Origin of the sequence: Nitrospirillum karajorum (assembly GCF_036348415.1) — a bacterium.
Lineage (GTDB): Bacteria > Pseudomonadota > Alphaproteobacteria > Azospirillales > Azospirillaceae > Nitrospirillum > Nitrospirillum amazonense_B.
Genome location: NZ_JAZBQB010000003.1, coordinates 104,324 through 128,027, shown reverse-complemented (window position 1 = coordinate 128,027; position 23,704 = coordinate 104,324). Strand labels below are relative to the sequence as shown.

The window sequence follows — 23,704 nt, the reverse complement described above, 5'->3', positions numbered from 1 at the left end:
GGCCTTTAGGAATCGTTATCACCGCCGTCGCCTGCGGCAAATCTATGCTTAAAGGTATTTCCCGGATGTGTTGTGGGCTTGGCTATGCGACGGATCGGGACGGGCGGCCCTCAGGCCGCCTTCGCCCCATACCGCGCCACCAGCGCGTCCACCGCCTGGGCGACGTCGTCGCTCATGCGGAACTGGATGCGGGTGGTGTCGCCTTCGTGGCTGGTGACCCGGCCCCGGAAGCGGCTGCCGTCAACCAGCACCTCGACCTCACGGCCCGGGGTGCCGATCGCCGGGCCCTGGAGGGCGCAGCCACCGCGTCCGATGTTGAGCAGCCGATGCGTAGCGGCCCCGGCGGACAGGACACCCGGCGCGCCAACATGGACAGGGAGGTCCAGGTCGTAGCGTTCGAATTGGCGCCGATCATCCGCCGTCTGCATGGCCGTCAGGAAATGCTCCACGTCCGTGCGCAGCTGTTCCGACTGCCGTGACAGTTCGTTGGCCGCCCCCAGCAGTTGGTCGGACGCCTCCTTGGTGAATTCCGCGCTGTCCCGCACCAGTGCCAGGGAGTGGGTCACCTCGCGCGTGCGGCTGGCGGCCTCCGTCACGTTGCGGCTGATCTCGGCGGTGGCGGCGCTCTGCTGGCTGACGGCGGCGGCGATGGCGCCGGTGTTGCCGTCGACGATGGCGATGGTGGTGGCGATGCGGTTGATGATGCCGATGGCGTTCTCGGCGGCAGCCTTCACGCCACTGACGCGGGCCTGGATATCGTCCGTCGCCTGCGCCGTCTGGTTGGCCAGGGTCTTGACCTCGGTCGCCACCACGGCGAAGCCCTTGCCCGCCTCGCCGGCGCGGGCCGCCTCGATGGTGGCGTTCAGGGCCAGGAGGTTGGTTTGGGCCGCGATGGTCTGGATGAAGCGCACGACCTCGTTCACGCTGTCCGCCACCGTGGCCAATTCCCCCACCACGTCGCGCGCGTGCTCCGCCTCCTGCACCGCCGTCTTGGTGGTGACGGCGGTCTGCTCCGCCTGGGCGCCGATCTCGTTGCTGCTGGCGGCCAGCTGCTCCGTCGCCACCGCCACCGTTTCGGTGTTGTCGGTGGCACGGGCGGCGCTGTCGTCGGCAACCTGGGTGCGGCCGGCGGTATTGTCCGCCTGGCTGGCCAGTGAACCGGCGGTGGCCTCCAGCTCCGTCGCGGCGGCGGCCATGCCGCGCAACTCGGCGCTGATGGCGGCCTGGAAGTCCCGCGTCAGGGTTTCCAGCGCCTGCTGACGGCGCAGCCGCTTTTCCTGTTCCTGGGCCTGCGCCGCCTCCAGCTCGCGGTTGCGCAGGGCGTTTTCCTTGAAGACGACCAGGGCGCGGGCCATGGCCCCCACCTCATCCCCGCTGTCGGCATGGTCGATGGCGGTGTCCAGGCGGCCCTCGGCCAAACTCGACATGGCGCCGGTCAGGTCGCTGAGCGGTGTGATGACGAAGCGGCGCACCACCAGGTAGACCCCGACGCCGCCCGCCGCGAACAGTGCCAGCGAGATCAGCAGCACCCGCAACTGCGTCGCCTTGAACCCATCGATACGCGCCTTCAGCAGACGCTCCAGTTCCGTTGACGCGGCGTTGTACAGCGCATCCTGGGCTTTCAGCGCCGCCGCTGCATCGGTGTCGGTGACAGCACCTTTCTCCGCACCCGCCGTCACCACGGCGGCGGCCTTCTGCGTGGCGGCGACCGGCGCCGTCAGCGCCTTCTTCACGCTGCCGTCGGCGTTGCCGCCATAGGCCGAGGTGGCGGAGGAATTGAGGCCGGTCAGCAGGGACTTCACTCCGCCCAGGGCAACGAACAGGTCGACCTTGTTGTCGCCAGCCTGACGCGTCACGGCGCGCAGGCCCGTGGTCTGGTCCTGCAGGTCGGGCAGCTTCACCAGCACGATGTCCATGACGTAGAAGCTGTCCAGGTCCGGGTCCAGGATCAGGTTGGACTTGTCGCCGATCTGGGCGATCAGCGCCCGCAGCGCCGCGCGGGTGGCCGGGCTGCCGGCCCCATCCTTCTTGTCCCCATCCTTCTTGCCTAGGGCGGCCAGCAGGTCGTTCACCTTGTCGGCCGTTTCCATCTCCTGGCCCCAGTCCGCCTGCAACTGGCGCACCGTTGCCGCGGTTGCCGTCGCGTCCGGCGTGGCGCCGCCCGTCTCCGCGGCCGCCAGCCGGGCCTGGATGGTCTGCAGGCCGCGCAGGTAGGCGGTGCCGGCCAATTCCTTCTGGGCGAAGTCGATGGCGATCTGCTGTTGCGCGATCAGCGCGTACAGCAGGTAACCCACCGGAATGAGGAAGAGCAGAACCGCCAAGCCCAACTTGTGGGCGATTTTCAGGGACCGAAGCATCACGGCCTTCTTTATGAGGGAAGTGGTTAATCTGTTAATGACCACTGCATATGGTCTCATTCTTTAATGATGTCTTAATTTTTGAGGCTTTGTCATATGCAAAATAAAATATCAAATTCTTTAACCATGTTTTCCAACCTTAGCCTGAATACGGGGAAGGGGGCTCGCCCATCCCGCCGGTCCAACGTCCCCGTCCAGGCAGCCTCCCGCCCAAGCCGGTTGCGTTTTCGCGCGATTCCGGCCAGAAAACACCCCTCACTCCATGATTGGACTTGATGGCGAAGACGATGGCTTATCGGATTGCAGGCGAGACGGGCGAATGGGAAGTGGTGATCGGGCTGGAGGTCCATGCCCAGGTCGTTTCCAATGCCAAGTTGTTCAGCGGGGCGGCGACCGCCTTCGGCGCCGCGCCGAATAGCCAAGTCAGCTTCGTGGACGCGGGTTTCCCCGGCATGCTGCCGGTGATCAACGAGGTCTGCGTGGAACAGGCGGTGCGCACGGGCCTGGGCCTGAAGGCGCGGATCAACCTGCGCTCGGTCTTCGACCGCAAGAACTACTTTTATGCCGACAACCCGGCCGGCTATCAGATCAGCCAGTACCTGCAGCCCATCGTCGGCCACGGCACCATCGTGCTCGACCTGGCGGACGGTTCCACGCGCGAGGTGGGCATCACCCGCCTGCACCTGGAAATTGACGCGGGCAAGAGCCTGCATGACCAGAACCCGACCAAGACCTACGTCGACCTGAACCGGTCGGGCGTGGCCCTGATGGAGATCGTGTCGGAGCCCGACATGCGCACGCCGGAGGAGGCCGCCGCCTACCTGCGCAAGCTGCGCACCATCCTGCGCTATCTTGGCACCTGCGACGGCAACATGGAGGAAGGCTCCATGCGCTGTGACATCAACGTGTCGGTGCGCAAGCCGGGCGAGGCCTATGGCACCCGGACGGAGACGAAGAACGTCAACTCCATCCGCTATGTCCAGCAGGCCATCGAGTATGAGGCCCAGCGCCAGGTCCAGGTGATCGAGGACGGCGGCGTGGTGGTGCAGGAAACCCGCCTGTGGGACCCCAACAAGGGGGAAACGCGGTCCATGCGCTCCAAGGAAGATGCGCAGGATTACCGCTACTTCCCCGATCCGGACCTGCTGCCGCTGGACCTGGACCCCGCCTGGGTGGAGGAGATCAAGCGCACCCTGCCGGAACTGCCGGATGAGAAGAAGGCCCGTTTCATGGCCGACTACAAGCTGCCGGTCTATGACGCCGGCGTGCTGGTGGCCGAACGCTCGCGCGCCGACTTTTATGAAGAGGTGGCCCGGGGCCGCGATCCCAAGATGGCCGCCAACTTCGTCATCGGCGACCTGCTGGGCGCCCTGAACAAGACCGGTGCCGACATCGACAGCTCCCCCATCAGCGCCGCGGCGCTGGGCGGGCTGATCGACCTGATCGCCGACAACACCATCTCCGGCCGCATCGCCAAGGAGGTGTTCGCCGACATGCTGGAGACGGGCAAGCCCGCCGCCCAGATCGTGGAGGAGAAGGGCCTGCGCCAGGTGACGGACACGGGCGCCATCGACCAGGCCATCGCGGCCGTGATGGCGGCCAACGCCGACAAGGTGGCGGAGTTCCGCAGCGGCAAGGACAAGCTGTTCGGCTTCTTCGTCGGCCAGGTCATGAAGGCCACCCAGGGCAAGGCGAACCCGGCCTTGGTGAACGAGATCCTGACCGCCAAGCTGAAGGGCTGAGGCCCGAAGGTCTAAGGTGAGGACCGGGGCCTTGCGCCTTGGTTCGACTGGGAAAAGTAGCGCTTTGCCAGGCCTGTCGGCCGGCGGCGCATGGGCAGGGGGGCCTCCGGGTCCCCCTTTTCATTTTCCCGCGATTTTTCCTCACCGTTATCGTTGACAAGGGGGCCGCCGCCCGAGTACATACGCGAACCGCCGACGACAGTCGGTGGACGGAGGGGTGGCCGAGTGGCTGAAGGCAACGGTTTGCTAAACCGTCGTACCGGGAAACTGGTACCGTGGGTTCGAATCCCATCCCCTCCGCCATCACTTGCCCAGGCCACATTGTGAGGCAAGTGAACGGACAAGCCGCCCCTCGGGGCGGCTTTGTCGTTTCCGGGGCCAGTTATCGAAAATCGCACAGCAAGAGTTTTGCGGGAGAGTCGCCCGTCGCCCTCTTCTTGACAATAAATCTACATAGGTAGATTTATAGTGCATGGCCCGCACGCGAACCCCATCCAATCAGGCGAGGATGATCCTTGCCACCCTCCTTGAGGCTTCCGGCGCCTGGCGTCATGGCTACGAGCTGGCCCAACTGGCCGGCGTCAAGTCGGGAACCCTGTACCCCTTGCTCATCCGGCTGGAGCGGCTGGGGTATCTGGAGGCGCAGTGGCAGCCTCCTGTGGAGACGGGCCGGCCGCCCCGCCATGCCTATCGCCTGACCGCCACCGGCATACGGTTCGCCCAGGCCAACCCGCCGGCGCCGGAGACGGCGGGGCCCCTGAACCCGCGTGAGGTGACGATATGAGAGGCGGAGTGTGGCGCGGCCTTGCGGTCCTGGCCTGCGATATCCTGGAAAGGGCCTTGCCTGCCCATCTGCAAGACTGGGGATCGGCCATACGCCTTGAAACCGCCGGGATCGAAAGCGACGCCGCCGCCCTGCGCTTCGCGGCCGGTGGCCTGTGCGGTCTTCTGCCCCTTATTCTAGGCCACCACTTGCGCCAAATGGCGACGTTCTCCGATAGGGCCTCTCCACCCGCCGACATGACATTCCATCCTCGCGCCATCGGTATCGCCTGCGCCATCGGGGCTGTCGGGCTGGGCTTGGGGTATCTGGCGATGGCGGGGGCGCCGGCGCGGTACCTGGGTGTCAATGCCGGCGCGCTGATCCTGGGCCTCTGCGTGCTGGCCGCGATCCGGCAGGCCGGGACGGCGGTTCGCCTGCGGCCGGGCACGATGACATTGCTGCTGTCGGTCCTGCTGCTGGCGACGGCGCTGGGTGGCGCACGGGTCGACGATGCCGCGCGCTGGGTGAACCTGGGCGGCCTGTTCATCCAGCCCAGCCTTGTGCTTCTTCCGCTGATGATTCTCGACTTCGCCCGGTCGCCCAACCGGCGCTCGACCTGGGGGATGATCGTCACGGCGGCGGCCCTGGCCCTGCAGCCCGACCGGGCCATGGCCGGGATGTTGGCCACCGGCCTTGCGGTCCTGGCGATCAGGCGTCCTGATGATGACCATGTCTCGCGGGCGCTCGCCGGCGCCATCGCCGGCTTTGCCGCCACGCTGATCCAGGCGGACCGGCTGACCGCGACCCCGTATGTTGAACGGGTTTTCCAGTCCGCCTTCAGCTTGAATCCCATCGCGGGGATGCTGGTGCTGGCCGGTGCGGCCCTGCTTCTCGTGCCGGCGATGGTGGGAGGGGCACGCGCCCAGGGCAACCGGGATATCCATGCGGTGTTCGCCGCCGTTTGGGGTGTCGCCCTGGTCGCGGCCGCCCTGGGGAACTATCCGACGCCCATCGTGGGCTATGGCGGCAGCGCCGTGATCGGCTATGTGCTGAGCTTGGCGATGCTGCCCAAGGCCGCGCCTGCGCGCTCCAGGGGCAAGGATATGCTGGATGTTGGCACCGCCGACGACTCCCCGGCACACCGTTTGAAGTGCGTGGTGCTCGCCTGATCCCAGGTCCAATTCCTCCCTCCCTGGATATCAGGCATGTCGGCCGTCGTGGCGCCGAAGGGCTTTGATGAGTGACGGTTGCGCGCCGGTCCGTTATTTTCCAGCCGGCGCCCCGATGCCACCGGCGAAGCCTATTGGCGCCGCAGCGACAGACATATCAACGCCATCGCGCCCGCCCCTGTCCGGTGACTGTGGGCGACGGCGGCTTATACGCAGAGATTGAGGTTTTTGATGAACAGTTCGGCCGACGAAGAATTTGTGTATGACGAGGCCACGGGCGAGTGGATTCCGGCTAGCCAGGCGGCGGCCAACGCGGCCGCTGGCGCCGCGGCCGCCGGCGTGGTCGAGGTCCGGGATTCCGTGGGGAACCTGCTGGCCGACGGCGACAGCGTCACCCTGATCAAGGACCTGAAGGTGAAGGGCGCCAATCAGGTGCTGAAGCGGGGAACCGTCATCCGCTCCATCCGGCTGACCGGCGACTCCCAGGAGATCGACTGCCGCCACGACACCATCAAGGGCCTGGTACTGCGCGCGGAGTTCGTGAAGAAGGGCTGAGGCGTTTAGGGAAGCGCGCACGGATGTGCCCGGCCGTCAGACAATGCGATGGTCGATCACATCCAGCCGCCAGCCGTTCTCAACACGTCGCAGCCGGATGACGATGCCACTCCAACGACCGTCCATTTCAATGAAGCCACGATCATGGGCGGCGTTGAAGACGATGGGGGTCACGATGGTTGGGTCGAAATTTCCTGGCCCCGCCCGCAGGCGCTGGACGCGCGGATCATCCCCATCATAGACGATCAGGCGCTGGTCTGCCCGTAGGCAGGCGAAGTCCGCCTGGCGTGCCACGACTATGGTCGGCGGCGTGCTGTCGAGGTACGGCGCTCTGGGCTGCTCTTGACGTTCATCGGTATCGTCCAGGGAAACCGTGAAACGGTCATTGGGGAACGGGTCCCCTGCCGCCAGAACCGTGGCCAGGGCCATGGCCTCATATCGGGATGCGGCGGGGCAGGGGCGGGGCTGGTCCGGTCGGATCTTCATGGGCAGGGGGCCGTCGGCCGGCGTGGTCTCGGCGGGAGGCAGCAGGAGATGGCGTTCGGCGACGTCGCTCATGCCGTCGCCGTCGCTGTCCCGGGCCAATTCGGCCAAGGGGATGCGGAGGAAAAGGTCACGCGCCCGCCGCCGGAATGTCTGTTTGCCGAAGGGGCTGGTTCCCACCTGTTCGTCGGCGTCCACCGCCAGGGTCAGGTCATCCCCCTCCAGCAGCGGCAGTTTGGCGTCACGCCGCACCACATAGGGGAAACGCTCCACCAGGCCGGTGTAAAGGGGCGGGTGCCAGCTCTTGCCGCCATCGTCCGACAAATGCAGCCAATAGCCGCCCCGGGACTGGGCGGAGGCTTGGTCGTAGATCGCCGCGACGCTGATCACGGCCACGCGACGCCCCTGCTGCCAGACCCGTACCTGCTGGAAGTTGGCGGGCAGGGGGGCCATGCTCCTGGTCCCGCCGCTTTTCGATGCCACCGCCGGTCCACGCCAGATGGATGGCAAGGGCAAGGCCTCCCAGGGCGGAAGCAGGGGTGGCTGGTCCGCGACCTTCCCCGCCGTTTGCTTGGCGTCGCGGCCGGTTGAGTTGGCCGCCAGGGCGGTGTCCATCTTCTGACGCCGTGCGCCATAATCCGGCAAAACCAGGCGCAACGCGTCGGTTGTGACACCAGCCGCCTGCCGCGTATCCGGATCGGTCTCGTGGGGATGAGGGCGTAATGCCCGGTCGCACACGCTATGCAAGCTGCCTTCCGCCAGCAGCCGGCAGCTTATCGCCGCCCAGACCCCGCCGCCGTCTGCTAGCGAGTTGTGGTCGGCGTACAGGGTTTCCGCCAGGGGATATGGGTCCTCCGCCGCATGGTGCAGCAGATGGTCCAGCACGATCAGCTTTCGTTGATCAGTCGCAATGATGGGGCAGCGGCGCGCTCCCCAGAGGTGCGGCTGAGTCAGGGGCCGATCCTCATTGTAAGCGCAGGCCATGTCCGCCTTGGCTTTCTCCAGAGCCACAGCATAGGGCGCCAGGAGAGCCTCCGCGTCGGCTTCCCGTTTTTGCAGGATGTCGGCCGCGGCGAGATTCAAGGCCAAGTCGGTGAGGTCAGTCTGTGGCAGCGGCAGTTCCAGCCCGTCCATCATCGCGGTTTCAGCGTTGGGGCCGTCATCTGCCGTTAATTGCTTGCGAATATCCGGCGGCAAACCATCGACAAAAAGCACCAGTTGTTCAGCCAGGCCCGCATCGGCAAGCGCCGCCGCATACTGGCGCGCGTACGCCAACTGAAATACCGTGCGATCCGCTTCGAAGACCTCCATCAGGGCGCGATTGGTGACCATATAGTCCAGGAGGGCCAATTGATCCGGCCTGTCGGCACTTGAGGACAAACCCCATAGGATCGCGTCCCGATACCAAGGCGCCTCGTGGGCGAACCCGACATACCATTGTGCGCAGTCCGCTTGGTGTGCCAGCAGCCAGGCACCGGTGGTCCGCCACGGTTCGAATTCAGGTAGCAAGGCCTGATAGGTCGCGGCGTCGCAGAACCGGGCTGCCCCCATGGCCTGGCCAGCGGCCACCAGGACCACGGGGTTGTGGTCGGTTGCTCGCGCCAGCGCGATGGATGCGTCCCGTAGGACAAGACGCAGCCTTTTCGCTTGGTGAGGCGCTTCACGATCAAAATGATCGTAAGCGCCGGTCAGCACCACCAAATGCAGGAGATCGGTTGCCTGGTCAGGTGTCAGGGCATAAGCCCGCGCCAGCGGCTGGGACCAGTGGCGTAAGCTCCGAAGCGTCAGCGCGGCATGAAGCCGCTCACCCCAATCCTGGACGGTGACAAAGTCAAAATAGTTATGGAGTTTGTCCGCTTGCTTGAAGGCCTGGAACTGTCCCGCGGTCGGGGGTGGGACCTGGGCCACGGCGGCGCACGACAGGCCGATTAAAGGCAGGCACAGCAGCACCCGAGCCAGCCACGTCCACATGAGGTCCCCGTCCTCGTTAAGTTCCCTTCGTGACTATGCCGCTTACCCATCATTAGGCAAAAACAAAAGGGCGCAACGGATATCCGCCACGCCCCTTTGAATTCTGTAACGGGTCCCCGTGCTTACGGTGCCGTGGACGGCGACTTGCCGCGCTTGGGGGTCTTGGCGGCCTTATACATGTCGGCCGGGTCCCACACGGCACCCCGGCGGCGGCGGGTGGGCTTGGGTTCATCGCTGGCTTCCTCGTCCGTATCGCCGGCGGGGGGGCCGAAGGCGTGGAGCCGTCCTCATCCTGCGATACGGCGCGCAGCAGGCCGGCGACGCAGTCGGCGATGTCCGCCGGGGCGTTGCGCCAGGCGCGCAGCAGGTCCAGGTCGCGGCGCGACAGCAGGGGCGAGCCCTCGTCCGGCGCGCTGAAGGTGGTGGGGGCGGGACGATCGGCGCCACTTTCCAAATCGTCGAAGAAGAAGGTCAGCGGCACGTCGAGGATCTCGGCCAGTCGATACAGCTTGCCGACGGAGACGCGGTTGGAGCCACGCTCGTACTTCTGCACCTGCTGGAAGGTGATGCCCAAGGCTCGCGCAAGGTCAGACTGGCTCATGCCCAGAAGACCGCGCCGCAAGCGAATGCGGCTGGCGACGTGGCCCTCAATCTTACCTTCGAGTTCGGCGACAACCGTGTTCTTCGTCCTACGGGGCATAAGCATTACTCCAGTCGATGAGGCGCCACCGAGGATCATGGATGGAACGCCGTATAACCTACAAGGGTAGGAAGGGGGAATTTCGCGGCGAGAGTAGGAAGATGTTCAGACGCTGACAACCGGCATCAACCTCGTGAACTGGGCGTTCCCACCCCTGCTGGGCTCTTTAGAACTGTTTAGCTGAAAGAATACAAATGTATTCATCTTTTGGGTGGGTTAGGCAATCGCGAACAGGGGCGGCAGCTAGACGAAAGATAGATTTCAGCCGGGGAAATGCGCGGATTTTGGCGGTGTGGCCGCCGACTCGCATCGTACATCCCAGGCGACATCGCAGGCCGACGCGGAACATCACGGGCATTGGTCACGGCTGGTTTGCCGCTATCGTGTCCGTGGGCCGTGATTCATTGGCCGGATCCTTGGCCAATCTTTGAGATCCAGGAATGTATGCCGCCCGCTGGCTTTTCAACACATCCAAAAGTTCATTCAAGCTGTCGCGCGCGTATTCGTCTGGTTGGCGCGCCAATTCGTGCCGTGTCAGCCGGATGAAGGCTTCGACCAGACGGTGATGAACGGCGGCGGCCCGCTCAAGGGGGGCCGGAAGCGGCGACGGTGCCAGGGGAACAGAGGCCATAGCGTATTCCTACGGGGAAAGGCTGTTTACCCATGTAGGATATGGCGAGCGTCATTAATCGCAAGTTAACAGTAGGTTTGGCGGGTCGCCCCCTAACCTTTTGCGCGTATTAACCAAAATAGTGTTGCCAATAAACCATCATCCGGCCGTTCCACGCCTCAAATCGGTGGTCATGGGCAGTTGGTGACTTCCCATTCGGATGCGGTAGACGTGCAGGTTTTCCAGCACCCGCTGAACGTAGGTGCGTGTTTCATAGATGGGGATGGTCTCCACCCAGTCCACCGGGTCCACCGCCTCGATACGGGGGTCGCCATAATCGCGGAGCCAGTTGGCAACACGGCCGGGCCCCGCGTTGTAGGCGGCGATGGCGAGGATGTAGGAGCCGCCGAAGCGGTCCAGCAGATCCTGCACATAGACGCTGCCCAGGCGCATGTTGAAGTCCGCGTCGTGGGTCAGCTTGGTCACCGCGTACTTCATGCCTTCGCGCTTGGCCAATTGCTGGGCCGTGGGCGGCATCAACTGCATCAGGCCCAGGGCGCCGGCACCACTGGCTGCGTCCACCTTGAAGCTGCTTTCCTGCCGGATCAGGGCGTGGATCAGCGCCGGCTCCGGTTGCGCCGGCAGGTGGCTGGAGATGATGGGATAGCCGGCGTCGGCCAGGACGATGCCCTTGCTCAGCGACTGGCGGCTGATGCCCACGCCCAGGTCGCGGCGATGCATTTCCAGCGCGGCCTTGGCCACCAGCACGAAATCGTCCGGTGACTGGGCGTCCTGCGACAGCTTGCGCAGGAACAGGTCCACGCGGTCGTCATCCTCGCTCAGGACCTTGTCCAGCAGGCGTGCGGCGCGGACCAGCTCCTTCTTCTCGAACCGCGACCGGGCGTCGGCGGAGGGCGTGGGGGCGATGGGAATGGCCTCGGCCTGGCCCAGCTTCTCCTGCGCCATCATGCCGTAGAAGGTGCTTCCCCACCGCGCGCCCAGTTCGTACCACTGGCGGGCGCGCTCGGGATTGCCCAGCTTCTCGCAGGCCCGTCCCGCCCAATAGGCGCCGCGGGATTGCCCGATGGGTGAGGACACCCCCTCATACAGGCGGGTGAAATGGTCCAGCGCCTGCTCCGGCTTGTTCAGGAACTGTAAGGATAGCCAGCCGGCCAGGAACTCCGCCTGGATGAAGCCCAGGCCATCGGTCACGCCATGGTTGGCGGCCAGACGGTAGGCGCGCTGCATCTGGCCCTGGTCCATCAAGCGGCGGGCCAGGATATGGCGCTCCATCCACCACGCCTCGGGATGGCCCAGTTCCTTCCCCACATCCTTGGGCAGGTTCTCCACGATCTCCAGCGCGCCGGCGTCCATGTCCTTGCGCCTGCGCCAGCGCAGCCGTTCATAGGTGATGCCGGGCTCGCTCATCAGCGGGGCCGGCACCTGCTGTAGCAGCCGCTCCACATTCGGGTCCAGGTCGGCCATGGCCAGCCGGGCCAGCGCCACTGCCTGGTGGCCAGGGTCGACGATGGGCAGCATGCGACGGGCGCCGTCCTCGTCATTCTCCCACAGCAGCCGGTCCAGGCGAGCCCAATGGTCGGCGGGGCGCAGGATGGCCACGTACTTGGTGCGGAACGTCCGCTCGTCCACCACGCCGAAGTTGCCTTTGACATAGCGCTCCCGGATCAGCGCGATGGCTTTCTCGCTGTCGCCCAAGTTCAGCAGGGCGTCGGCATAGCGGTTGAAGCCGGCGGTGGTCAGGGGCGGGTGCCTGTCGAACCAGTCGCGCGTCGGGGTGTCGCCGAAATCGGGCATGCGGATTTCGGCGTTGCGTCGCAGGGCGGCCAGCCCGGGCCAATCCGGATTCTTGTCGATGAAATCAGAGAGTTCCTGAAAGCTGGCGCTGGTGTCGCTGCGCCCCAGGTCCATCCAGGTCAGGACCTTGTCCGCCAGCGGGTCATGCCCGCGCTCGGCCAGCTTGTGGGCATCCGCCCATTTGCCCTTGTCCGCGGCCTTGAAGGCGGCGCGATAGGTGCTGATATCGCCGGAGGATTGCGCCCATGCCGCCGACGGGGCCGCCAGGGATGCCATCACCGGGGCGGTCATCAGGGAAACCGGCAGGATCAAGGCCGCCAGCCCCCGCTGGAACGGGGCCCAGGGGGTCCGCTCTCGTCGCTTGTCACCCAGGTGTCGGGCCGCTAAGGTTCGCGCCTTTCGGGTCGAATGCCCACGGAGATTGCAAAGATGACCACCGCCACGCCCGCCCTCGCCGGTTCCCTCGTCGCCCTGATCACGCCGTTCGCCGACGGCAAAGTGGACGAGCGCGCCTTCCAGGCCCTGGTGGACTGGCAGGTCAAAGAGGGCACGCACGGCCTGGTTCCCTGCGGCACCACCGGCGAGTCGCCGACGCTGAGCCATGAGGAGCACCGCCGCCTGGTCGAGCTGTGCGTCGAGGTCGCGGACCGCCGCGTTCCCGTGGTCGCCGGCACCGGCAGCAACTCCACGGCCGAGGCCATCAGCCTGACCAAGCACGCCAAGGCCGTTGGCGCCGACGCCGCCCTGGTGGTGACGCCCTACTACAACAAGCCGACGCAAGAAGGTCTCTACCAGCATTTCAAAGCCATCCATGATGCGGCCGACCTGCCCATCATCATTTATAACATTCCCGGCCGCAGCGTGATCGACATGTCGATCGCCACCATGGCCCGCCTCGCGGCGTTGCCTAACATCGTTGGCGTGAAGGACGCCACCGCTGATTTGGTGCGGCCGTTGCGCACACGGGTCGAGTTGGGCGCCGATTTCATCCAGCTGTCGGGTGAGGACGCCACGGCCACGGCCTTCCTGGCCCAGGGTGGCGTCGGCTGCATTTCGGTCACGGCCAACGTGGCGCCGCGCCTTTGCGCGGAGATGCAGAACGCCTGGGTGCGCGGCGATCTGGTGGAGATGGCGCGCATCCGCGACCTGCTGATGCCGCTGCACCACGCCATGTTCGTGGAGACCAGCCCGGCGCCGGTGAAGTATGCCGCCAGCCTGCTGGGCCTGTGCCGTCCGGAACTGCGCCTGCCGCTGGTGGAGACCACGCCGGCAACTCAGGAGCTGGTGCGCGCGGCCCTGGTCCATGCCGGTGTGTTGAGCTGAGGGAAGGGGCCGGGTAGCCGCCATGGCACGCGCCGACGAACATAAATACGCCGCCCAGAACCGGCGCGCCCGCTTCGATTTTTTCATTACCGAAACGATCGAGGCGGGCATCATGCTGACCGGGACGGAGGTGAAGTCGCTACGCGCCGGCCGGGTCAGCATCGCCGAGTCCTACGCCGGCGAGCGGGATGGTGAGCTTTACCTCATCAACGCCCATTTCCCGGAATACCAGTTGGCCGGCCGTTTTTTTCAGCATGAGCCCAAGCGGGCGCGTAAGCTGCTGGTCCGCCGGCGTGAGATGGACAAGCTGTTCGCCTCCATCCGCCGCGACGGCGTCACCCTGATTCCCCTGTCGATCTATTTCAATGACCGCGGCTACGCCAAGGTCGAGATCGGCGTGGCCAAGGGCAAGAAGAAGGGTGATAAGCGCGAGGCGGAGAAGGAACGCGACTGGCAGCGCGACAAGGCGCGCCTGATGCGGGCCAAGGGCTAAGTCTGAAAATCGCCGGAAAATTGAAAAGGCGGAGCGCACACTCCGGTCTTTTACTTTCACAGGGGCTTTTCCCTAAGCGCCCAGGTACTGCCGCACCGCCCGGAACACATCCTCGAACATGGCATCGGTCAGGCGGCCGGTGTTCGTGTTGTAGCGGGAGCAGTGATAGCTGTCGAACAACGTCACCCCGCCGCCCAGGTCATGCCGGGCGCCGTGCCCGAAGGGGTGGGCCGCTTGCCGCAGCCCGAAGGTGCGGATGACGCTGGTGTGGGAGACGGAGCCCAAGGCCACCACCGCCTTGAGCTTGGTCATCGCCGCCAGTTCCGCCACCAGGAAGGGACGGCAGGTGTGCGATTCTTCCGGCGTGGGCTTGTTTTCCGGCGGCACGCAGCGGACGGCGTTGGTGATGCGCGCGTCGATCAGGGTCAGGCCGTCGTCCGGTCGCTCCAGGTATTGGCCGGTGGCGAAACCGAATTTCAGCAGGGTGGCGTACAACAGATCGCCGGCATAATCGCCGGTGAAGGGGCGGCCGGTGAAGTTGGCGCCCCGCAAACCCGGCGCAAGGCCCACCACCAGCAAGCGCGCGTCCAGCCCGCCGAACGACGGCACCGGACCGTTATACTTGTCGGGAAAGGCGGCACGGTTGCGCAGGCGATAGTCCACCAGCCGGGGGCACAGGGGACAGTCTCGCCCTGGAGGCGTCAGGATTTCAGTCATTAGGATGCGGCGCCCATTACAAGGTGTCTTGTGGGACAATCTATCGTGAGCGCGCCGGATATCACTCCACCGGCGTGGTGTCGATAAGTTGCGCGTGCTCCACCGGCGGCCGGGGGGCATGGGCGCGGGCGATTTCGGGCGCCAAATCCATCAATTCGATGAAGTTGTCGGCCTGGCGGCGCAATTCATCGGCGATCATGGGCGGGGTCGAGCGTACGGTGCTGATGACCGAGACGCGCACGCCCTTGCGCTGCACCGCCTCCACCAAGCGACGGAAGTCCCCATCGCCGGAGAACAACATGATGTGGTCCAGATGCTGCGCCATTTCCATGACATCGATGGCCAACTCGATGTCCATGTTGCCCTTGATCTTACGCCGGCCCGACGCGTCGGTGTATTCCTTGGTCGGCTTTGTGACCATGGTGTAGCCGTTATAGTCCAGCCAGTCGACCAGCGGCCGAATTGGAGAGTATTCTTGGTCTTCAACCAAGGCGGTATAGTAGAAAGCGCGGATCAGGCGCCCCTTTCTACCGCAGAAATTCAATAAACGCTTATAGTCGATATCGAAATTCAGCGCGCGGGCGGCCGCGAACAAATTGGCGCCATCGATAAACAGGGCGAGGCGCTCTTCGGGATAATGGAGCATTTTAAATTCCTTTTAATATTAATTGTCGCGGTAATGCATCGAACGCAATGGTTGGTAGCGTGCCCACTTTGTCACGCACTGACAAGCGTCTACATAGGGTGAATAGGTTAACGCATTCAAGTGAGATATGGTCGCGGCCCCTGTTTTTAAAGTGGGGCTCTGTCTTTTGGGGATGTTACCCTACATCGGCGACGTAATATCTCGCCCAACGGTATAGTTGTGCGGACCATGCCCCGCAAGGGGCCCCTGGTTGTTGTGAGGATGCGAAATGATCTTGTTGGGCGTGGGCTCTAACCTGTCCGTTCCCGGGATCGGTGGCCCTGCGGACGTGGTGGCGGCCGCGGTGCGCGCGCTCAAGGAGGAGGGGGTGGTGGTCGCTGCGGTGTCGCCCTGGTACCGGAGTGCGCCCGTGCCTGCGTCGGATCAGCCGTGGTACGTCAATGGCGTCCTGCGGGTGGAGACGGATCTGGACGCGCCAGCCCTGCTGGCGCTGCTGCACAAGGTCGAAGCCGGCTTCGGCCGGGTCCGCCGCCAAGTGAACGAGGCGCGAGGGCTGGATCTGGACCTCCTGGCCTATCATGGGCAGGTCCGGGAACAGGGGCCGCAATTGCCCCATCCCCGGATGCACCAGCGCGCCTTCGTCCTGCTGCCGCTGCGGGACGTGGCGCCAAGCTGGCGCCATCCTCTCCTGGGGCTGGATGTGGCGGCCCTGGTGGCGGCCCTGCCGCCCGGCCAGGTCACCGAGCGCATCGGGGCGTAAGGGGCCCGCCCGACGGGGCGGCCATGACGGGCGCGGTAAAGCAGGAATGCGATCTGGTGCTCGTCGGCTTCCTTGCAACCGGGAAACCGGGCCCGTATAACTATGAGATGGTGTCTGGTGCCGGTTTTTCCGGCACCCGTTTCGTTGTTGGAGTGAGCAAGGCATGGCCCGCGTTACCGTTGAAGATTGCGTCCTGAAGGTTCCGAACCGGTTCGAGCTGGTGATGATGGCGGCCCAGCGGGCGCGGGACGTTGCGGCCGGCGCGCCGCTGTCGGTCGATCGCGACAACGACAAGAACCCGGTCGTCGCCCTGCGCGAGATCGCGGACGAGACGGTGGTGCTGGACAGCCTGAAGAATTCCCTGATCAAGGGGCATCAGCGCGTCCAGGAGCAGGATGAGCCTGAAGAAGAGATCATCGAGCTGATGGCCGGTGAGCAGGCCTGGGCCGTGCAGGGCGCCGCCGGCGAGGATGACGATCTGGGCGGTGAAGGCGATGCCGTCGAGGATCAGGTGCAGGGTGACGACCTCGGCGACGACGAGGGCCTCTGAGCCGGTGATGGGGCAGGTCGTGGCTAGGCGTCCCGTCCCCTTACCCTGTTTTTCCATGGATAACGCCCTGAACGGACGCAGGCTGGCGCTTGTGTCCGTTTGCGCCGACCAGGCCTGGGGCCGGGCGGGGCGCCCATGATGCGTCAATATGAGTTGGTCGAGCGTGTCCGCTCCTACGATCCGAATGCGGACGAGGACAGGCTCAACCGCGCCTATGTCTTCTCCATGAAGGCGCACGGGTCGCAGAAGCGCGCTTCCGGCGATCCCTACTTCTCCCACCCCCTCGAGGTGGCGGGGCTGCTGACCCAGCTCAAGCTGGATAGCGCTTCCATCATCACGGCGCTGCTGCACGACACGGTCGAGGACACGCTGACCACCTTGGACGAGGTGCAGCGCCTGTTCGGGCCGGAGATCGCGCGTCTGGTGGATGGCGTGACCAAGCTGTCGCGCATCGAGCTGCAGAATCTGGAAAGCGACCAGTCCAAGCAGGCGGAGAACTTCCGCAAGCTGGTGCTGGCGATGTCGGAAGACATCCGCGTCCTGCTGGTGAAGCTGGCCGATCGTCTGCACAACATGCAGACGCTGCATTATCTGTCGAAGCCGGAGAAGCGTAAGCGCATCGCCCGCGAGACGCTGGAAATCTACGCGCCGCTGGCCGAGCGCATCGGCATCCAGCGCTGGAAGGACCAGCTAGAGGAACTGGCGTTCAAGGAATTGAACCCGGACGCCTACGACAGCATCACCAAGCGCCTGCAAGACCTGGAAGAGCAGGGCGCCGGTCGCGTCGATCGCATCATCCATGAGCTGGTGGATACCCTGCATGAGGGCGGCCTGCCCAAGGCCACCGTGTCGGGCCGGCGCAAGGCGCCCTATTCCATCTGGCGCAAGATGCAGCGCAAGAACGTGACGTTCGAGCAGTTGTCCGACGTCATGGCCTTCCGCGTCACCGTCGAGTCCATCGAGCAGTGCTACCAGGCCCTTGGCGTCATCCACGCCCATTATCCGGTGGTGCCTGGGCGCTTCAAGGACTACGTCTCCACACCCAAGCCCAACGGCTACCGCTCGCTGCACACCACCGTCATCGGCCCGGAGCGCCAGCGCATCGAGGTGCAAATCCGCACCACCGAAATGCACGAAGTGTCCGAGTTGGGCGTGGCCGCCCACTGGGCCTACAAGCAGGACGGCAGCCAGCCCAAGACCGAGGGCCGGCAATACCGCTGGCTGCGGGAACTGCTGGACATCCTGGAGCATGCGGTCCGGCCGGAGGAGTTCCTGGAGCACACCAAACTGGAGCTGTTCCAGGACCAGGTGTTCTGCTTCACGCCCAAGGGCGACCTGATCGCCCTGCCGCGCGGCGCCACGCCGGTCGACTTCGCCTACGCCGTGCACAGCCAGATCGGTGACACCTGCGTCGGCGCCAAGATCAACGGCCGCATCCAGCCGCTGCGCAGCCAATTGCAGAACGGCGACCAGGTGGAGGTCGTCACCAGCAAGGCGCAGACGCCGTCGCCCGACTGGGAAAACTTCGTCGTCACCGGCAAGGCCCGCGCCCGCATCCGCCGCTACATCCGCACCCAGCAGCGCGCCCAGCATATCGAGCTGGGCCGGGCCATGGTGCAGAAGATCTTCCGGCAGGAAGGCTACGACTATTCCGACAAGGCGCTGGATGGCGTCCTCAAGATCTTCCAGTACCAGGCGGTCGATGACCTGATTGCCGCCATCGGTGCCGGCTTGGCCGGCGCCCGCGACGTGTTCAATGCCGTCTTCCCCGGGCACAAGGCGGTGCAGCAGGTCACGCCGGACGAGAAGATCGTCCAGCTGACGCGCGGCAAGACCACCAAGCCCAAGGGCAAGGACAGCCCGCTGCCCATCAAGGGTCTGATCCCGGGCATGGCGGTGCATTACGCCCGCTGCTGTCACCCCCTGCCGGGCGACCGCATCGTCGGTATCGTCACGACCGGCAAGGGCGTCACCATCCACACCATCGATTGCGAGACGCTGGAAAGTTTCCACGACAGTCCGGAGCGGTGGATCGACGTCTCGTGGGACAACGAGATGGACGGGGCCGACGAGAAGGTCGGCCGCATCACGGTGGTGGTGGCCAATGAGCCGGGCAGCCTGGGCACCGTGTCCACGGTCATCGGCAAGAACGCCGGCAACATCACCAACCTCAAGATCACCCACCGCACGACCGACTTTTTCGAGATGTTGATCGATATCGACGTGCATGACGTGAAGCATCTGACCAATATCATCGCCGCGTTACGGGCCACGCCGGTCATCAATTCCGTCGACCGGGCGCGGGGGCGCTGACGCGCGGGTTTGGGGAGGCGCCGTTGCCGACTTGGGCGGAACGGCTTAGACGAAAGGCATACAGCGCTGGCGTGACGCCATGCCCAGGTCTAAAACAGTGCAAGTTTGTCCGGGGCCCGTGTCGGGCCGCGACTACCTTATCCCAGAGGCAGCAGGCTTATGTTCCGCCGACGTGAAAAAAGGCCGTTCGCTGAAGCCGTGAAGGAAACCTTCTGGCCGAAGATGGGTTGGCGCCGCGCCGGACGCTATTGGATGCACCGCGTCGGCCGCGTGCCGGGGACGCCCTATGGCATCTCCGCCGGTTTCGCCAGCGGTGTGGCCATGGCGATGACGCCGTTCATGGGCGTCCATTTCCCCCTGTCCATCGCGCTGGCCTGGCTGTTGCGCGGGTCCATCGCCGCCTCGCTGCTGGGCACCCTGTTCGGCAACCCGGTGACGTGGCCCTTCATTTGGCTGGCCACCTACCGCCTGGGATGCTTCGTGCTGCACATGCACCCCGGCCACGGGCCCATGGAACTGTCCTGGCACGTCTTGCGCCACAGCGCCTGGCAGGTCGTGGCCCCCATGACGGTGGGCGGCTTCCTGTCCGCCGCCCTGACCTGGCCCCTGGTTTTTCTGGTGCTGCGGCCCTTGATCGCGCGCTACAAGCATCATCGTATCGCCGCCAGCCACCAACATCCGGTCCTGGGCCATGAGCCCCGGCCGGCCGGAGACTGATATGACGTCTGAACCCCAGAGCCAGCGCTTGCGCCTGGGCGTCAACATCGACCATGTCGCCACCATCCGCAACGCGCGGGGCGGCGCCCATCCCGACGTGCTGCGCGCCGCCCACCTGGCCGCCGACGCCGGCGCCGACGGCATCACCGCCCATCTGCGCGAGGACCGGCGCCACATCCGGGACAGCGACATCGACCGCCTGATGTCGGAGATTTCGCTACCCCTGAACCTGGAGATGGCGGCGACGGAAGAGATGCTGGCCATCGCTCTTCGCCACCGTCCCCATGCCGCCTGCCTGGTCCCGGAACGCCGGCAGGAGCGCACGACCGAGGGCGGCCTGGACGTGGTCGGCGGCTTTGACCATCTGGCGCCCATCATCGGCCGCCTGAACGACGCCGGCGTGCGGGTATCGCTGTTCATCGCGCCGGAGCGGGCGCAGTTGGACGCCGCCCGCCGTATCGGCGCGCCGGTGGTGGAACTGCACACCGGCCGCTATGCCGATGCCGAGGACGCCGCCACCGTCGAGAGCGAACTGGCGCGCTTGGCCGAGGCGGCGGCCCACGCCGCCGCGATCGGGCTGGAATGCCACGCCGGCCACGGCCTGCGTTTCGACAATGTCGTGCCGGTGGCGGCCCTGCCGCAGGTGCGCGAGTTGAACATCGGCCATTTCCTGGTGGGCGAGGCCGTGTTCGTGGGGCTGGAGGCCGCCATCCGCCAGATGCGCGCCCTGATGGACGGGGCGCGGGCCTCCTGATGATGGGCGCCGCTTTCCAGCCTGGGGCCCTGATCCTGGGCATCGGCAACGACCTGATCGACATCACCCGTATCGAGAAGACGCTGGCCCGTTTCGGCCAGCGCTTCGTCGAGCGGGTGTTCACCGATGTTGAGCAGGCGAAGTCCGACCGCCGCGCCAAGTCCAATGGCCGCGCCGCCAGCTACGCCAAGCGCTTCGCCGCGAAAGAGGCCTGTTCCAAGGCATTGGGCACCGGCTTCCGCGAGGGCGTCTTTCACAAGGACATGGGCGTCATCAACCTGCCCAGCGGCCAGCCGACACTATGTCTCACGGGTGGCGCCCTTGAGCGGTTGCGGGCGATGACGCCACCGGGCATGGTGGCGCAAATTTTTTTGACGCTGACGGATGAGCCGCCCCTGGCGGAGGCCTTCGTCATCATTACGGCGACCCCGGCCCCGGCCGGTGGTGGCGCCAACGGTATCGCTTGAAAATCCCGGTGGGCCCGCTAGATCGGTGCCACCCACTCTTACGAGGTTGTTTCGTTCCATGAGCCAGCAGAATGATCGCGTCAGCCGCGCGGCCCCCCAGCCCCAGGCGGAAAGCTGGGGCGACGTGGTGCGGACCGTCATCTACGCCCTGATCATCGCGCTGGGCGTGCGGACCGTGGCGTTCGAGCCGTTCAACATCCCCTCGGGCTCCATGATCCCGACGCTGCTCATCGGCGACTACGTCTTCGTGTCGAAGTTCAGCTACGGCTACAGCCGCTTCTCCCTGCCGCTGGCCCCGCCGCTGTTCCACGGCCGCATCTTCGGCAGCGTGCCGGAACGTGGCGACGTGGTGGTCTTTCGCCTGCCGACCGACACCAGCCAGGACTATATCAAGCGCGTCATCGGCCTGCCCGGCGACCGCATCCAGATGATCGACGGCATCCTGCACATCAATGGCGAGCCGGTGAAGCGCGAGCGGATCGAGGACTACACCATGGAGACGCCGTTCGGCCGCCAGAGCGCCGTGCCGCGTTACATCGAAACCCTGCCCAACGGCGTCAAGCACACCATCATCGAGATCATGGGTGACGATGGCGGGCTGGACAACACGCCGGTCTACACCGTGCCCGAGGGCCACATCTTCTGCATGGGCGACAACCGCGATAACAGCCAGGACAGCCGTGTCCTGAACGTCGTCGGCTACGTCCCCTTGGAGAACGTGGTGGGCAAGGCGCAGTTCAAGTTCTTCTCGCTGGAGGAGGGTGTGCACTTCTGGGAGTTCTGGAAGTGGCCGACGTCCATCCGCTTCGGCCAGATCTTCAACAAGGCGCATTGACGCCATGGCCGCCTCCGCTGGCCCGCTGGACACCGGCGGTGCCGACATCGCGACCCTGGCCAAAGCCCTGGGGCACACCTTCACCGAGGTCAGCCACTTGCTGGAGGCGGTGACCCATCCCAGCGTGGCCGGCATTGGCCGCGGCCCGCGGGCCGCCACTGGCCATTATGAGCGGCTGGAGTTCCTGGGCGACCGTGTGCTGGGCCTGGTCATCGCCCAGTGGCTGCTGGAGCGTTTTCCCGAGGAGAACGAGGGCGGCCTGGCCAAGCGCCATACCGCCCTGGTGCGGGCCGAGGCCCTGGCCGGCGTGGCGGAGAACCTGAACTTGGGACTCTACCTGCGCCTGGCCCCCGGCGAATCCGACGCCGGCGGTCGCGCCAAGCCGGCCATCCTGGCGGACGCCTGCGAGGCGGTGATCGGCGCCCTGTACCTGGACGGGGGCCTGGATGTGGCCGCCGCCTTCATCCGCACGCATTGGGCGGGCCGTATCGACGCCGCCGAACTGCCGCCGGTGGAACCCAAGACCGCCCTGCAGGAATGGGCCCTGGCCCGTGGCCTGCCCCTGCCGGTTTATGAGCAGGTGTCCCGCACCGGCCTGGACCATGAACCGGTCTTCACCGTGCGCGTCGCTGTGCAGGGCAAGGGCAGCGAGGCCGCCAGTGGCCCATCCAAGCGCGCGGCGGAAAAGGCCGCGGCGCTGGAAATGCTGAAGCGGCTGGGCTAAGGCCAACGGGCCATTGACGGCGGGGCTTTGTGCGGCATCCTGCGGTTGTTCAACCTGTCAGGAGCCGCCATGGCCCGCCGCCGTTTCGCCCAGTTTCTTGCGTTGAGCGGTTTGCTGGCCGCTGCCTTCGGCGCGGGGGCGGAGCCGGATGTCCATTCCATCACCCCCTTGGACATTCGGATCTTGCGGCCGGCCAGTGTGGTGCCGGCTACGGATGGCCGCCACCTGGTGTTCGAGGCACTGATTAGCAATTTTTCCCCGGTGCCCTTGACGCTGTCGGCCGTGCGCCTGGGCACGGTGGCCCAGCCCGCCGCTCTGGCACGAATCGAGGGCACGGCCCTGGCGGATCTGTTATCGCGGCCAGGCCGGCCGGTGGGGGAAGGCCAGCCCCCGGTGACGGTCATACAGGGCAATACCTTCGCCACCGCCCTGTTCGACCTGCCTCTCGACGGCGATACGCAGGTGGCGGACCTCCAACTCGCGCTCACCATCGCCCCGTTCAAGCCCGGCCTGCCCGACACAACGCTGAACACGGCGGTCGCCGTGCCGGTGGATGGGAGCCAACCGCTCGTCGTCTCGGCCCCTGTCGCCGGCACGGGGTGGGTGGCTTTCAACGGCCTCTCCGCCACCTCCATCCACCGGACCACCCTCATGGTGGTGGATGGCCAGGCGCGCGTGCCGGAGCGCTACGCAATCGACTTCATGAAGCTGACCGGGGACGGGCGGGAGTTCAGCGGAGACCAAGCGCGCAACGAGTCCTGGCCCGGCTATGGCCAGGCGGTGTTGGCCGTGGCCGATGGCGTCGTCGAGAGCATGCGCGATGGGCTTCCGGACAACGTGCCCGGCCAGCCTCCGGCGCAGAAGGTCACGCTGGACACGATTGCCGGCAACCAGGTGATCCTGCGCCTGAAGGGGGGCGCGTACGCCGCCTATGCCCACCTTATCCCCGGCAGCATCCCTGTGCGGCCGGGGCAAGCCGTGCACCAGGGGCAGGTGCTGGGTCGGCTGGGCGATTCCGGTCAATCCGACGCCCCCCATCTGCATTTCCAGGTGGGGGATCGCGGGCATATCGCGGCGACCGACGGCCTGCCGTTCGTCTTCGACGCCTTTGCCCTGCTGGGTTTGGTGGCTGATACGGCCGCCGCCGACGCGGGCGGTGCCTGGACGCCAAGCCAGGCACCCCAGCCGCGCCATGGCCAGTTACCGGCGGAAAACGCGGTCATCGGCTTCTGAAGGTCAC

Annotated in this window: 22 protein-coding genes and 1 tRNA gene; 16 read left to right on the top strand and 7 right to left on the bottom strand. The window is 65.7% G+C overall.

Annotation, left to right across the window (positions count from 1 at the left end; all coding sequences use genetic code 11):
- Positions 1-110 precede the first annotated feature (110 nt).
- A complete protein-coding gene (locus UCD39_RS14275; RefSeq protein ID WP_330496644.1) occupies positions 111-2,357 on the bottom strand; it encodes a methyl-accepting chemotaxis protein in 2,247 nt (748 codons plus the stop codon).
- 287 nt (positions 2,358-2,644) lie between these two features.
- Here UCD39_RS14275 and gatB point away from each other — a divergent pair, with 287 nt between their 5' ends.
- From gatB to UCD39_RS14250, 5 genes are all read left to right on the top strand, one after another.
- Positions 2,645-4,099 carry an Asp-tRNA(Asn)/Glu-tRNA(Gln) amidotransferase subunit GatB gene (gene gatB / locus UCD39_RS14270; RefSeq protein WP_330498467.1) on the top strand — a complete coding sequence of 485 codons (1,455 nt, stop codon included), beginning with the start codon at positions 2,645-2,647 and terminating at the stop codon, positions 4,097-4,099.
- A 211-nt stretch (positions 4,100-4,310) separates the two neighbouring features.
- Positions 4,311-4,402 (top strand) — tRNA-Ser (locus UCD39_RS14265).
- A 205-nt stretch (positions 4,403-4,607) separates the two neighbouring features.
- Positions 4,608-4,883: a PadR family transcriptional regulator gene (locus UCD39_RS14260; RefSeq protein WP_330496643.1), complete on the top strand. Its 276-nt coding sequence runs from the start codon at positions 4,608-4,610 to the stop codon at positions 4,881-4,883.
- Positions 4,884-4,939: 56 nt separating this feature from the next.
- Positions 4,940-6,031, top strand: coding sequence for a hypothetical protein (locus tag UCD39_RS14255; protein ID WP_330496642.1), 1,092 nt, complete (start codon positions 4,940-4,942; stop codon positions 6,029-6,031).
- A 231-nt stretch (positions 6,032-6,262) separates the two neighbouring features.
- On the top strand, positions 6,263-6,586 hold the full coding sequence (locus UCD39_RS14250) for an alkylphosphonate utilization protein (protein ID WP_330496641.1): 324 nt from the start codon (positions 6,263-6,265) through the stop codon (positions 6,584-6,586).
- 36 nt (positions 6,587-6,622) lie between these two features.
- On the opposite strand, the gene UCD39_RS14245 is transcribed toward UCD39_RS14250, so the two are convergent.
- The 4 genes from UCD39_RS14245 to UCD39_RS14230 form a co-directional block, all read right to left on the bottom strand.
- Positions 6,623-9,040 (bottom strand): hypothetical protein, encoded by a 2,418-nt coding sequence (locus UCD39_RS14245; protein ID WP_330496640.1) that lies wholly within the window; start codon positions 9,038-9,040, stop codon positions 6,623-6,625.
- 52 nt (positions 9,041-9,092) lie between these two features.
- Complete coding sequence (locus tag UCD39_RS14240; RefSeq protein WP_330496639.1) at positions 9,093-9,740, bottom strand: helix-turn-helix domain-containing protein; 648 nt, start codon at positions 9,738-9,740, stop codon at positions 9,093-9,095.
- A 361-nt stretch (positions 9,741-10,101) separates the two neighbouring features.
- On the bottom strand, positions 10,102-10,371 hold the full coding sequence (locus tag UCD39_RS14235; RefSeq protein WP_330496638.1) for a hypothetical protein: 270 nt from the start codon (positions 10,369-10,371) through the stop codon (positions 10,102-10,104).
- A 138-nt stretch (positions 10,372-10,509) separates the two neighbouring features.
- On the bottom strand, positions 10,510-12,477 hold the full coding sequence (locus tag UCD39_RS14230; RefSeq protein ID WP_330496637.1) for a lytic transglycosylase domain-containing protein: 1,968 nt from the start codon (positions 12,475-12,477) through the stop codon (positions 10,510-10,512).
- A 117-nt stretch (positions 12,478-12,594) separates the two neighbouring features.
- Between UCD39_RS14230 and dapA the strand changes: the two genes are divergently transcribed.
- Positions 12,595-13,488 carry a 4-hydroxy-tetrahydrodipicolinate synthase gene (dapA, locus tag UCD39_RS14225; RefSeq protein ID WP_330496636.1) on the top strand — a complete coding sequence of 298 codons (894 nt, stop codon included), beginning with the start codon at positions 12,595-12,597 and terminating at the stop codon, positions 13,486-13,488.
- A gap of 22 nt (positions 13,489-13,510) precedes the next feature.
- Positions 13,511-13,981 carry an SsrA-binding protein SmpB gene (gene smpB, locus UCD39_RS14220; protein ID WP_004272619.1) on the top strand — a complete coding sequence of 157 codons (471 nt, stop codon included), beginning with the start codon at positions 13,511-13,513 and terminating at the stop codon, positions 13,979-13,981.
- A gap of 72 nt (positions 13,982-14,053) precedes the next feature.
- Here the strand turns inward: smpB and UCD39_RS14215 are convergent, their stop codons facing one another.
- Together UCD39_RS14215 and UCD39_RS14210 are read right to left on the bottom strand one after the other, a co-directional pair.
- Positions 14,054-14,698 carry a uracil-DNA glycosylase gene (locus UCD39_RS14215; protein WP_330496635.1) on the bottom strand — a complete coding sequence of 215 codons (645 nt, stop codon included), beginning with the start codon at positions 14,696-14,698 and terminating at the stop codon, positions 14,054-14,056.
- Positions 14,699-14,759: 61 nt separating this feature from the next.
- The gene (locus UCD39_RS14210; protein WP_145730372.1) at positions 14,760-15,344 is read right to left on the bottom strand and encodes a LabA-like NYN domain-containing protein; all 585 of its coding nucleotides are present in this window, start codon (positions 15,342-15,344) and stop codon (positions 14,760-14,762) included.
- Between the two features lie 268 nt (positions 15,345-15,612).
- Between UCD39_RS14210 and folK the strand changes: the two genes are divergently transcribed.
- The 9 genes from folK to UCD39_RS14165 all read left to right on the top strand — a co-directional run bounded on the left by folK (position 15,613) and on the right by UCD39_RS14165 (position 23,697).
- On the top strand, positions 15,613-16,104 hold the full coding sequence (gene folK / locus UCD39_RS14205; RefSeq protein WP_330496634.1) for a 2-amino-4-hydroxy-6-hydroxymethyldihydropteridine diphosphokinase: 492 nt from the start codon (positions 15,613-15,615) through the stop codon (positions 16,102-16,104).
- Positions 16,105-16,267: 163 nt separating this feature from the next.
- Positions 16,268-16,654 (top strand): DNA-directed RNA polymerase subunit omega, encoded by a 387-nt coding sequence (gene rpoZ, locus UCD39_RS28545; RefSeq protein ID WP_442943647.1) that lies wholly within the window; start codon positions 16,268-16,270, stop codon positions 16,652-16,654.
- A gap of 135 nt (positions 16,655-16,789) precedes the next feature.
- Positions 16,790-18,967 carry a RelA/SpoT family protein gene (locus UCD39_RS14195; protein ID WP_330496633.1) on the top strand — a complete coding sequence of 726 codons (2,178 nt, stop codon included), beginning with the start codon at positions 16,790-16,792 and terminating at the stop codon, positions 18,965-18,967.
- Between the two features lie 159 nt (positions 18,968-19,126).
- Positions 19,127-19,684 (top strand): DUF2062 domain-containing protein, encoded by a 558-nt coding sequence (locus UCD39_RS14190; protein ID WP_330496632.1) that lies wholly within the window; start codon positions 19,127-19,129, stop codon positions 19,682-19,684.
- 1 nt (position 19,685) lies between these two features.
- Positions 19,686-20,438 (top strand): pyridoxine 5'-phosphate synthase, encoded by a 753-nt coding sequence (locus UCD39_RS14185; RefSeq protein ID WP_330496631.1) that lies wholly within the window; start codon positions 19,686-19,688, stop codon positions 20,436-20,438.
- Positions 20,438-20,905, top strand: coding sequence for a holo-ACP synthase (gene acpS / locus UCD39_RS14180; RefSeq protein WP_442943646.1), 468 nt, complete (start codon positions 20,438-20,440; stop codon positions 20,903-20,905). The genes UCD39_RS14185 and acpS overlap by 1 nt, the downstream gene beginning before the upstream one ends.
- A gap of 58 nt (positions 20,906-20,963) precedes the next feature.
- A complete protein-coding gene (lepB, locus tag UCD39_RS14175) occupies positions 20,964-21,740 on the top strand; it encodes a signal peptidase I (RefSeq protein ID WP_145730362.1) in 777 nt (258 codons plus the stop codon).
- Positions 21,741-21,744: 4 nt separating this feature from the next.
- Positions 21,745-22,464: a ribonuclease III gene (rnc, locus tag UCD39_RS14170; RefSeq protein ID WP_330496630.1), complete on the top strand. Its 720-nt coding sequence runs from the start codon at positions 21,745-21,747 to the stop codon at positions 22,462-22,464.
- A 69-nt stretch (positions 22,465-22,533) separates the two neighbouring features.
- A complete protein-coding gene (locus tag UCD39_RS14165) occupies positions 22,534-23,697 on the top strand; it encodes a M23 family metallopeptidase (RefSeq protein ID WP_330496629.1) in 1,164 nt (387 codons plus the stop codon).
- Positions 23,698-23,704 lie beyond the last annotated feature (7 nt).